The sequence below is a fragment of the Kutzneria sp. 744 genome (genome assembly GCF_000568255.1).
Classification (GTDB): Bacteria; Actinomycetota; Actinomycetes; order Mycobacteriales; family Pseudonocardiaceae; genus Kutzneria.
The window spans coordinates 8,070,378-8,081,625 of the sequence record NZ_KK037166.1 but is presented as its reverse complement, the minus strand read 5'-3'; the positions used below and the strand labels follow the sequence as shown (position 1 = coordinate 8,081,625).

7 protein-coding genes and 1 pseudogene are annotated in these 11,248 nt (G+C 71.3%); 3 read left to right on the top strand and 5 right to left on the bottom strand.

What is annotated here, in order from left to right; translation table 11 throughout:
• On the top strand, window positions 1–1,322 hold a 1,322-nt coding region (gene crtI / locus KUTG_RS37225; RefSeq protein WP_043723596.1), incomplete at its 5' end, for a phytoene desaturase family protein.
• A gap of 19 nt (window positions 1,323–1,341) precedes the next feature.
• Complete coding sequence (locus tag KUTG_RS37220; RefSeq protein WP_232241168.1) at window positions 1,342–2,103, top strand: lysophospholipid acyltransferase family protein; 762 nt, start codon at window positions 1,342–1,344, stop codon at window positions 2,101–2,103.
• A gap of 18 nt (window positions 2,104–2,121) precedes the next feature.
• Here the strand turns inward: KUTG_RS37220 and KUTG_RS37215 are convergent, their stop codons facing one another.
• From KUTG_RS37215 to KUTG_RS37205, 4 genes and pseudogenes are all read right to left on the bottom strand, one after another.
• Window positions 2,122–3,165, bottom strand: a complete 1,044-nt coding sequence (locus tag KUTG_RS37215) for a hypothetical protein (RefSeq protein WP_157495029.1) — start codon at window positions 3,163–3,165, stop codon at window positions 2,122–2,124.
• A gap of 54 nt (window positions 3,166–3,219) precedes the next feature.
• Window positions 3,220–3,441: a carboxypeptidase-like regulatory domain-containing protein gene (locus KUTG_RS66605; RefSeq protein WP_369794669.1), complete on the bottom strand. Its 222-nt coding sequence runs from the start codon at window positions 3,439–3,441 to the stop codon at window positions 3,220–3,222.
• 52 nt (window positions 3,442–3,493) lie between these two features.
• A pseudogene (locus KUTG_RS66600) lies at window positions 3,494–4,633 on the bottom strand (FUSC family protein); the annotation flags it as partial.
• A 1,075-nt stretch (window positions 4,634–5,708) separates the two neighbouring features.
• Entirely contained in the window at window positions 5,709–6,713 is a 1,005-nt protein-coding gene (locus KUTG_RS37205; RefSeq protein WP_043723592.1) for a LacI family DNA-binding transcriptional regulator, read from the bottom strand.
• Between the two features lie 118 nt (window positions 6,714–6,831).
• Here KUTG_RS37205 and pgm point away from each other — a divergent pair, with 118 nt between their 5' ends.
• Window positions 6,832–8,475, top strand: coding sequence for a phosphoglucomutase (alpha-D-glucose-1,6-bisphosphate-dependent) (gene pgm, locus KUTG_RS37200; RefSeq protein WP_043723590.1), 1,644 nt, complete (start codon window positions 6,832–6,834; stop codon window positions 8,473–8,475).
• A 42-nt stretch (window positions 8,476–8,517) separates the two neighbouring features.
• On the opposite strand, the gene KUTG_RS37195 is transcribed toward pgm, so the two are convergent.
• Window positions 8,518–11,154: a M14 family zinc carboxypeptidase gene (locus KUTG_RS37195; protein ID WP_232241167.1), complete on the bottom strand. Its 2,637-nt coding sequence runs from the start codon at window positions 11,152–11,154 to the stop codon at window positions 8,518–8,520.
• Window positions 11,155–11,248 lie beyond the last annotated feature (94 nt).

The following is an 11,248-nucleotide window of genomic DNA, read 5'->3' as shown; positions in this document are numbered from 1 at the left end:
TGCTGGACGAGGCCTTCGCGGCCGTCGGCGACTCGCTGGCGTCCCGGCTGGACCTGGTGCCGCTGCATCCCGCCTACGTGGCGCGGTTCCCCGACGGCAGCTCCATCGACGTGCACAGCGACGCCGACGCCATGGAGGCCGAGGTGCTGCGGGTGGCCGGCCCGACCGAGGCCGACGGCTACCGGCGGCTGCGGAAGTGGCTGACCGAGCTGTACGCCGCCGAGCGGGACCGGTTCATCGGCGCGAACTTCGACTCGCCGCTGGACCTGGTCGGCCCGCAGCTGGCCCGCCTGGCCGGCCTGGGGGCGTTCGGCAGCCTCGGCGCGAAGGTCGGCGGCTTCGTGAAGGACCGCCGGCTGCGCCGGATCTTCTCCTTCCAGGCCCTGTACGCCGGTGTGCCGCCGGCCCGGGCGCTGGCCGCGTACGCGGTGATCGCCTACATGGACACCGTTGCCGGCGTGTACTTCCCGCGGGGCGGCATGCGGGCCGTGCCGGAGGCCATGGCGGCCTCGGCGGCTCGGGCCGGGGCCGAATTCCGTTACGGCACAACGGTTGCCTGGCTGGAGCGGATCGGCTCGCGGGTGGCGGCCGTGCGGACCACGCACGGCGAGCGGATCGCTTGCGACGCAGTGGTCCTGACGCCGGACCTGCCGGCGTCCTACCGGCTGATCGGGCACCTGCCGCGGCGGGTGGTGCCGCTGACCTGGTCGCCGTCGGCCTTCGTGCTGCACGCCGGCACGGACCGGTCGTGGGATGCGTTGGGGCATCACACGATCTCGTTCGGGGGGGCGTGGAAGCGGACGTTCCAGGAGATCACCTCGACCGGCCGGCTGATGAGCGATCCGTCGCTGCTGATCACCCGGCCCACGGCCACGGATCCGACGCTGGCCCCGGAGGGCCGGCAGCTGCTGTCCGTGCTGGCCCCGACGCCGAACCTGGAGCTGGCCCCGATCGACTGGGACCGGGTGGGCGAGGCCTACCGGGACGAGCTGGTCGACGTGCTGGAAGCCCGCGGGCTGACCGGGCTGGGCTCGTCGGTCACGGTGGAGCGGCTGCTGACGCCGGCCGACTGGGCCCGTCAGGGGCTGGCCGCCGGCACGCCGTTCGCCGCCGCGCACACGTTTGCGCAGACCGGTCCGTTCCGGCCGCGCAACCTGCTGCGGGGCATCGACAACGTGGTGCTGGCCGGCTGCGGCACCACCCCGGGCGTCGGCGTGCCGCCGGTGCTCATCTCGGGGCGGCTGGCCGCCGACCGGATCACCGGCGGGCGGGCCGCGGCCAGCGGCTCGTCACATCACGATCTGGCCCGCTCGGCCACCTGATCGTGCCAGAGTGGACGGCGTGCTCATCCCGGACGCTGTCGACGACTCCCCGCACGGCCTGTGGGCCAAGATCGTGCTCACCTGCCGCACCCCACGGCGGGGGCGCGGCTTCTGGTACGGCCTGGCCATCGACGTGCTGTGGCCGTTCGTCATGTTCGGCACGCGCATGAGCTGGCACGGCGGCCGGAACATCCCGTCCGACGGGCCGGTGCTGATCGCCAGCAACCACGTGTCCTTCGCCGACCCCGTGACCGTCACCGCGTACGTGCTGGCCCACGGCCGGATTCCGCGCTACCTGGCCAAGGCCGGGCTGTGGAAGATCCCGGTGCTGCGCAGCGTGTTGAGCGGCGGCAAGCACATCCCCGTGCACCGCGGGACGTCCAAGGCCACCGACGCCTACCGGGACGCGGTGAAGTCCGCGGAGAGCGGCGAATGCGTGCTGGTGTTCCCGGAGGGCACCTTCACCGCCGATCCGGACGGCTGGCCTTCGGTGAAGCAGGTGAAGAGCGGCATCGCCCGGCTGGCCCTGGCCACCGGGGCGCCGGTGGTGCCGATCGGACACTGGGGGACGCAGTTCGTGTTGCCGCCCAAGGGAAGGCTCCCTCGGCTGATTCCCCGCCGGCGCACGGTGATCCGCACCGGGCCGCCGGTCGACCTGTCGGATCTGCTGGGCTTGGAGCCGACGCGGGAGGTCGTCACGGAGACCACGCGCCGGATCGTCGCCGCCATCACCGAGCAGTTGGAGCTGGCCCGGGGTGAGAAGGCGCCGGAGGTCGGTTAGGACCCCGGCGCCCCTCGGTCAGTGCCGGCCGAGCGTGGCGATCAGACCGCTGTAGATCCAGAACATCGGTTTGGGCGTGTAGTCGTCGGTCATCAGGCCGAAGTTGTCGAACGCGCTCGGCGAGCCGGTCACGTCGTCACGCAGGTCGAACATCTCGTAGCTGACCACGTTCTCGGCCGCGCGATCCGCGTTGACGGCCAGGATCTCGCTGGTCAGGACCTTGGCCTGGTCCGCAGCCGAGCGGGCCGGCGTGTTGGTCGAGTACCCGTTCTCCGACACCCGGATCGGCACGCTCCGACCGAGGCCGACGGTCGGCATCTCCTGCGTGCGCACCGCGTTCAGCGTGTGGTGCACGAAGTCGGTCACCGCGGCCACGTCGGGCGAGTCCGGGACGCCGGGCAGCCCGGAGTCCGGGTAGAGGTCGACGCCGACGAAGTCCACCGAGCGGGCGAAGTCCGGCCCGACCCGGCCGGCGAGGTCGGTCCAGAACGACAGGAACGGATCCACCCACTGGCCGGTGGCGTCGGGGAAAGTCGCGGCGACCTCGTCGAAGCCGATCTGGAGCCGGTGGAAGCCGTCCGCCTCGGCCGCCTTCTTGGCCGCCACCACGCCCTGCGCCAGCGCGTCCCGGCCGGCCGGGTCGGGGTAGATGTTCTGCTCCAGCGTCACCGAGATGGTGTCGGTGACCGGGCCGTAGCGCTTCACCTCCGTGCCCAGGCAGGCCAGCCAGTCGGCCATGCTCTGGCCGGTGTAGGAGATCACCAGGTCCAGCCGCCGTCCCGGGGTCAGCAGGGACATCTCGTCGTCCGGAAACGCGCTGGTGCAACCGATGTAGTCCCGCAGCAGGAACGGCGAGTGTCCGTGCTGGAGCGTGCCCAGCGCGGCGCTGATCTTCGCCGGATCGTCGGGCTTGCCCGTGGTGGAGCCACCGCCCGCGTAGCCGCCGGGATAGATGCCGAAGGTCAGCGGCGGCGCGTACGTCGCGGCCTCGGCCGGAACCGCCATCGCCCCCGCCACGACAACCGCCAATGCGACGGTTCCCCACCTTTGTCGTCGATTCATGGGACGGAGTCTGCCCGGCCCGGAAGAGGTCACGCCATGACAGCTGTCACGACCTCAGCGCCAGGCGTCGCGTTCCTCGTCCAGCACGATGTCCTTGGTCAACGGGCCCGCCCCCACGGTCACGAGATCCGCGCTGGGATGCCGGCCGGGACCGGAGGCGATCAACAGGTAGGTGCCGCTCTCCGGCACCTCGATGCGGTACCGGCCGTCGTCGGCCGGCGCGGACTTGCCGACCTGCCGGCCCTTGCCGTCGACCAGCGTCAGTGCGGCGTCCACCACCGGCGCGCCGGAGCCATCCCGCACCTGCCCCAGCAGCCGTGAGGTGACGGTGTCGACCTCCTCGGGCCGGCTCGGTCTCGGTGTCGTCCCCGAGCCCCAGCGGCCGGGCCAGCGCCACCACCAGCTCGTCGAGGTGGTCGAAGCTGGCCATGATCCGCCGGCCGACGGCGTCCTCGGGCTCGACGCCGCCCTCGGCCAAGTGCCGGGGCCGGACGTGGGTGGACAGGGCGTCGCCGGCGACGACCTTGCGCTCCGGCACGCCGTCGTCCCCGCCGACGACGCCGATCAGGCGGCTCAGGTTCTCGGCGATGCGGCCGCTGGTCCGTGGCAACCGGGGATCGGCGGTCAGCAGCGCCGGTTCGGCGTGGGCGGCCAGGGTCCGGGCGTAGTAGGCGGCGCTGGCGAGAATGGCCAGCACGTGCCGCAGTTCGCTGCGCTGGTTGCGGTAGGGGCTGATGGCGTGGGTCATCGGCTCGGCGGCCTTGCGCAGCTCGGCCAGCTTCTTGTCGATCTCACGGGACTGGTCGATCAGGTCCACCGAATCGGCGTCCCGCAACAGGCCCACGGCGTCCTGGATGAACTGCCGCAGCGCCTGGAGCACGGCGGCGACGTCCTCCTTGATGATCGCCCTGGTCTTGGTCGGCAGCACCAGCACGGCCGCGATGCCGCCGCCCAGCGCGCCGATGATCGTCTCCTCCAGGCGCAGCACCAGGACCTCGGGCGTGAAGGTGCCGATCAGGCTGTAGAGCAGGGCCAGCATCATCGTCATGAAGAACGTCATCAGCCCGTACGAGACCTGCACGACGTAGACGCCGAGGCTGACGCAGCCGATGATCAGGATGAGGATCAGCGTGCTCTGGCCGGACACCAGGGTCGCGGCGACCATGCCGGCGAGAATGCCCAGCAGGGTGCCGACGGTCCGCCGGAAGCCGCGGATCAGGATGTCGCCGCGCGAGGTCGTGTTGGCGAACACCAGGAACGCCGTGATCACCGCCCAGTACCAGCGCTGGGTCGACACCAGCTCCCCGCCCAGGATGGCCAGGCCCGCGCCGATCACCGCCTGGATGGCCTGCCGCGTGGTCAGCCGCAGGCCGGACCGGGCCTCCGGCGGCGTGGACGACGGCTCGGAGGCGGCCTCGTCGGGCCGCCGGTGCCGCCCCGGCTGCTCCTGCGTGACGGCGGCGAGCATGTCCGACTCCAGCTCGGCCCGGGCGGTGGTGATGCTGACCGCCAGCTCGCGGATCGCCCGCCGCAGCCGGGTCACGTGCGGCGGGTTGTCGATGGCGTCGAGCTGCCGGCCGATCTCGCTGAGCCGGCTGATCGACATGTCGTCCTCGTAGACCAGCGCCGGCCGTGGATCCCGCCCGGCCAGCAGCCGCAGCTCGTGCAGCTCGGCCACCAGCCCGTCCCGCAGCTCGGGCGTGAGCTCCGCGCCGGCCACCAGCCGCCGGGCGGCCAGGGCCAGCCGCTCGCCCGTGAGCTCGATGTCGACGACGTCCTGCTGCCACTGGTCGAACTGGGCCGGCTCGACCAGCTCCACCAGCTCGGTCTCGATCATCAGCGCGCACTCGTGCAGCCGCGTCACCCGCTTGCGCACCTGCTCGTGCCGGCGGTCGTCCGGGTCCTCCACGAGGTGCGCGGCCGCGTCGACCAGCTGTCCGAGGCGGGCTCGGAAAGCGACCACGATCCGCCGCAGCGACAGCCGGGGCCGCCGCGGCACCAGCACGAAGTGCGACAGCGCCGAGCAGCACAGCGCCACCACGATGGCCAGCAGCAGCGTCGGCAGCTGCGTGACCGTGGCGTGGATGAACAGCGAGAAGAAGAACGTCATGAACGCGACCATGCCGACGGCGAACCCGCGCGGGGCGTATCGCCGCAGGTAGACGGCCACGAAGATGATCACGAGGAACACCCCGTCGCCGACCCGCGGCCACGGCTCCAGCAGCGCGCCCGCGGTGATCGACACCCCGGCCGACACCGGCAGCAGCAGGAACGTGCCGGCCCGGCCCCGCACGGTCTTGTCGTTGACCGACATCGCCGACATCATCGCCACGATCGTGCCCAGCATGATCGTCGTGATGGGCAACCCGAGCAGGGCCAGGACGGCGATCGCCAGCACGACGCTGACCGCCGTGCGGATCGCCTGTCTCAGCCGGAGCGTGCCCGGATCGGCGGCGGCGAACCGATCGAGCACGGCGTCGAACGCGTGCCTCATAGGCCCACGACTATGCCTTACGCGGCCCGGTCGAGATCAAGACATGCCGTCAGGCCGAGCGCCTGATCACCAGCCTCGGGCGCACGACCGGCCAGTGCGTGGCCGCGTTCGTCTGCTCGGACAGGATGAGCGCGACCTGCTCCACGGCCAGTTCCCCGATGCGCCGCTTGTCGATGTGCAGCGTGGTCAGCGGCGGGTCGACCAGCTCACCGAGCTGCAACCCGTCGAAGCCGATCACCGCGCAGTCGGCCGGCACCTGGCGGCCCAGCCCCCGCGCGGCCTGCACGGCCCCGACCGCCACCAGGTCGTTGAACGCGAACACGGCCGTGACGTCCGGATGGGCCCCGAGCAGGGCCTCCATGGCCGACGCCCCGCCTTCGACGGAGTGGTCGCAGTCGAAGACCCAGCCGTCGTCGACGGCCAGCCCCAGCTCGTGCGACACCGACAGGTAGTGCTGGCGACGGCCGTTGGCCGACGGGTAGGGGGCGCCGTCGAGCATGCCGATCCGGTTGTGCCCGGACGACACCAGGTGCCGCATGCCGGCCAGCACGCCGCCCTCGATGTCGATGCTCACCGACCCCAGCCGCGGCGAGCTGCCCGGCCGTTCCAGCAGCACCAGCGGCACCCCGCCGGCATGCCGCTCCAGCTCGTCGTCCGGATAGCTCAGGTAGCCGACGATCGCGTCGGCCTGGTGCGACAGCACTTCCAGCGCGGCCAGCTCCCGCTCCTGCGAGTACTGGGTGTCGCAGACGACCACGTGCCAGCCGCGGTGCTCGGCCGCCGCCAGCACGCCGGCCGCGACCTCCGGGAAGAACGGGTTGACCAGGTCGGAGATGATCAGGCCGATGGTGGTGGTGTCCTGTTTGACCAGTCCACGGGCGAAGCGGCTCGGCCGGTAGCCCAGGGTCCGCACCGCTTCCAGCACCCGCTGCTTGGTGGACGGCGTTATCTCGGCCATGTCGTTGACGGCCCGTGAGACCGTCTGCCGCGACACCCCTGCCAGTTTCGCGACGTCCTCGATGGTCGCGCGGCCACGGCGTCCAGGTCTGCTCATGCGTCCTTCCTCGTTCCCGCTCCCCCCAGTTACCTGATTGCATCCGGGCTCGGCGTGACACCGCCGTCAGGGTGAGACAATGCCGACCGCCGCGCACGCCTATCGAGGAGGAGCCCGGATGTCGGTGGATCCCAGGGCCGGACAGCCCGCAGCGCCGTCCGATCTGGTCGACCTGGCCAAGCTCGTGACCGCCTACTACGCCGAGCATCCGGACCCGTCCGTGCCCGAGCAGCGGGTGGCGTTCGGCACCTCCGGGCACCGCGGTTCGGCGCTGTCGGTGGCCTTCAACGAGGACCACATCCTGGCCACCAGCCAGGCGATCTGCGAGTACCGGGCCGGGCAGGGCATCACCGGGCCGTTGTTCATGGGCAAGGACACTCATGCCCTGTCGGAGCCCGCTTTCGTGAGCGCGCTGGAGGTGTTCGCGGCCAACGGCGTTCGGGTGCTGATCGACAGCCGTGACGGCTACACGCCGACCCCCGCGCTGTCGCGGGCGATCCTCGCCCACAACACGGATCAAGGGGCCGATCGGGCCGACGGCGTGGTCATCACGCCGTCGCACAATCCCCCACGTGATGGCGGTTTCAAGTACAACCCGCCCAACGGCGGCCCCGCCGACACCGATGTGACGCGCTGGATCCAGGACCGGGCCAACGAGTTGTTGGCCACCGGACTGGACGGCGTGAAGCGAGTGACCTACGCAAAAGCCCTCGCCGCGGAGACCACCGGCCGGTACGACTTCCTCGACGCCTACGTGAGCGCTCTGCCGTCGGCGGTCGACCTGGACGTGATCTCCTCGTCCGGGCTGCGCATCGGCGCCGACCCGCTCGGCGGCGCCTCGGTGGCCTACTGGGGCGAGATCGCCGACCGCTACGGCCTGGCCATGACCGTGGTGAACCCGTTGGTGGACGCCACCTTCCGGTTCATGACGCTGGACTGGGACGGCAAGATCCGGATGGACTGCTCGTCCCCCAACGCGATGGCCTCGCTGATCGGCCGCAGCGCCGAGTTCGACCTGGCCACCGGCAACGACACCGACGCCGACCGGCACGGCATCGTCACGCCCGACGCCGGCCTGCTCAACCCCAACCATTTCCTGGCCGTGGCCATCGACTACCTGTACCGGCACCGCGACGGCTGGTCGCCCGACGCCGCCGTGGGCAAGACCCTGGTCAGCTCCTCCATGATCGACCGGGTGACCGCCAGCCTGGGCCGCCGTCTGGTCGAGGTGCCGGTGGGCTTCAAGTGGTTCGTGCCGGGCCTGCTGGACGGCTCCGTGGCCTTCGGCGGCGAGGAGAGCGCCGGGGCGTCGTTCCTGCGTCGCGACGGCTCGGTGTGGACCACCGACAAGGACGGCCTGCTGCTGTGCCTGCTGGCCGCCGAGATCACCGCCGCCACCGGCAAGAGCCCCAGCCAACGCTACGCCGAGCTGGTGGGCGAGTTCGGCGCCCCCAGCTACGCCCGTGTGGACGCGCCGGCCTCCCGTGAGGAGAAGGCCAAGCTGGCCAAGCTCTCCCCCGAGGCCGTCACCGCCACCGAGCTGGCCGGCGAGGCCATCGAGCAGCGGCTCACCGCCGCCCCCGGCAACGGCGCCGCCCTCGGCGGTCTCAAGGTCACCACGAAGTCGGGGTGGTTCGCCGCCCGGCCGTCCGGCACCGAGGACGTCTACAAGATCTACGCCGAGAGCTTCCAGGGCGCCGAGCACCTGGCCCGGATCCAGTCCGAGGCCCGGGACGTCGTCGCCCAGGCCCTGGCCGACTAGTTCTGAGCGGGGTGCGGCGGTAGCCGCACCCCGCTCACTGCCCTACCGGGTGCCGCCCGAGGCGCGCTGCTTCTGCGCGTGGGCCGACCTGGTGCAGACCTCGCCGACGTCGACCGTCTGGCCGCGGTCGGCGTACACGTCCGCCACACCCACCAGCTTGCCCTTGGGCGAGGTGCACGTCAGCTGGTAGGCCTCCTTCGGGCCGTAGGTCGTCGGGATCGGCGAGGCGAACGAGACGTCGCCGGTCCAGTCGTCCACCACGGCGGGATCGGTCTGGTCATAGTTGACCACCACCGCCTTGTAGTCGCCGGCCGGTGGGTCGAACAGCACCGCGTGCTCGGACGTGGTGCCCCCGTTGGCCGACGACGTCACCAGGTTGCCCGCCGCGTCGTAGACGAACAGGTCCCAGTCGGTGGTCGGGTTCTTCCAGTTGATGTTGACGCTGAGCTTGCCGTTGTCGGCCTTGGGCAGGCCGTCCACGTGGAAGGCGAAGCTCTCCGCCGTGGTGTCGGCCGGGTAGTTCTGGTTGATCGGCGGCACACCCGCCGGGTTGGCCACCGCGTAGCCCGGCTGCACCGGGCCCTGCGGGTCACGCCCGTAGCGGCCGGCCACGTACGGCCGGGTCGACGGGTTGACCGACCACGCGAAGCGGCCGCCGGTCGTGGTCAGCGTCGAGTTCAGGTCGTCGGTGTTGTAGATCGGCGGCTTGGTCGAGCCGTCCGGCTGGACCACCGGCGACGACGGCGTCTGAAACGTCTTGTGCAGCTTGAGCTGGTAGCCCTTCGGGGCCGAGCCGATCAGCGTCGAGTGCTGCGCCGGGTCGGCCGTGTTGCCCAGGAAGTCCAGGAACGCCTGGCGGTTGCCGCCCTTGCCGGCGCCGGCCGCCGGGGCCAGACCCTCGTACTCGGCGACGACGCTGTCCGCGTACGGGCCGTGGAAGCCGTTGCCGCCGACCTCGATCGTGAAGCCCCAACCGCCGGTGGCCCAGTAGGACCAGTCCTCGGTGGTGCCGGTGGTGTCGTAGAGCATCCAGCTCGGCTCGCTGGTGTAGGCGTTGCGGGAAGCCATCTTGTCGCCCAGCGCCTTGTACGCCGGCTCGTCCAACGGCGGCCGCGTGTCGGCGATGCCCGGCACGCGCAGCACGAGCGCCGCCACGGTGTGCAGCGTCATCAGGTTGGTCACCTGCCGTGACGACACCAGCCAGCGCACGTTGCGGGTCTCCGGCTCCGAGAACGGCGCCGAGCCGCGGAACGTGTCGCCGCTCCAGGCCGTCTCCGCGCCGCCGCCGCCCCAGAACCCGGCGTAGTTGCGGTTGGGGTCGGTGCCGCGCAGCCGGCCGGCCGGGTCCGCCTTGCACACGCCGGTCGCGTACTGCGGCGGCGAGTCGTTCACGTTGCAGTTCTTGCGTTTCATCTCGTAGTCGAACGTGCTGAAGTCGCCCTTGGGCTCGGCCTCACGCGAGATGTCGAAGCCGTCCGGGTTGATGATCGGCACGATGATGTTGCGCGTGCGGCCGACCAGCCCGCGGATCGTGTTGTCGTGGTAGTAGCCGTTGATGAGCTCGTAGGCCCACTCCATGGCGTGCTCACCGGCCGGCCACTCGCGGGCGTGGTGCACGCCCATGGTGAAGTCGACCGGCTTGCCGTCGCTGGTGTTCCTGACGTCGGTGGCGATCTCCAGCCCGACGACGTCGCGACCCTCCCAGGTGGACTCCGGCATGGTGAAGGCGGACACCAGGTTCGGGTACTTGCGGGCGAGTTCCTTGATCTCGAACTCGTAGTCGTAGAGGTGCCGGTAGGTGGTGCGCCCCGACGGTAGCGCCGAGCTCGGTGTCTTGGCCGCGTAGGCGCGGTCGGTGGCCGCGTCCTGCACCGACTTCGCGGACAGATCCGCCTCGACCACCGAGGACTTGAAGCCGGCGTCGGACAGGGTCTTGCGGTCCTTGCCGTCGGCCAGCACGACCTCGACGCTCGTGGCGTCGCCCTTCTCCGTGACGTCGAGGCCCAGCGTGTTCAGCCGGTTCTTGTCCGCCCGCGTCGGCGTTTCCACCCGGACGAGCTGGGCCGGCGTGGTCTGGGTCGGCGTGGTCTGGGTCGGCGTGGTCTGGGTCGGCGTGGTCTGGGTCGGCGTGGTCTGGGTCGGCGTGGTCTGGGTCGGCGTGGTCTGGGTCGGCGTGGTCTGGGTCGGCGTGGTCTGGGTCGGCGTGGTCTGGGTCGGCGTGGTCTGGGTCGAGGTGCCCTGCGGTGTCAGGGCCAGGAAGTCGACGCCGAGCTGGACGGTACGGGCGGAGCCGCTGTAGCGGCAGGCCTGCACGACCAGCTGCTGCCCCTTCTTGACGAAGCTCTCCGCGACCTCGCGGCTGCGCAGCGCCGCCGACGCCGCGACCACACCGCCGGTGGCCTTGTCGAACACCGCGAGGTCCCAGTCGCCCTCGGCGCCCGTCCCGGGCTTGAGCCGGGCCTGGATCAGGCCGTCCACAGTGGACGTGAACTCGCGCCGATCGGCACCCGCCGCGCCCGCCGGCAACAGGGACGCGAAGCAGGAGCGGGTGACCGACCGGTCGGCGTTGAGCACGTTCGGCGCCGCCACGGCGGTTCCGGCCGGCAGTGCGACGAACACCCCCGCCAGCACCGCCCCCGCGGCCAGCACCACCAGCTGTCGTCTCGGTAACTGCCCCATCGGCAACCCCTCCTCCACCAAGTCCGGCACACGGACGAACCGGAGCCGGTAGACCCTAAGAGGAGAAACCGGGCGCGGGTAACCGCCGTAAGTC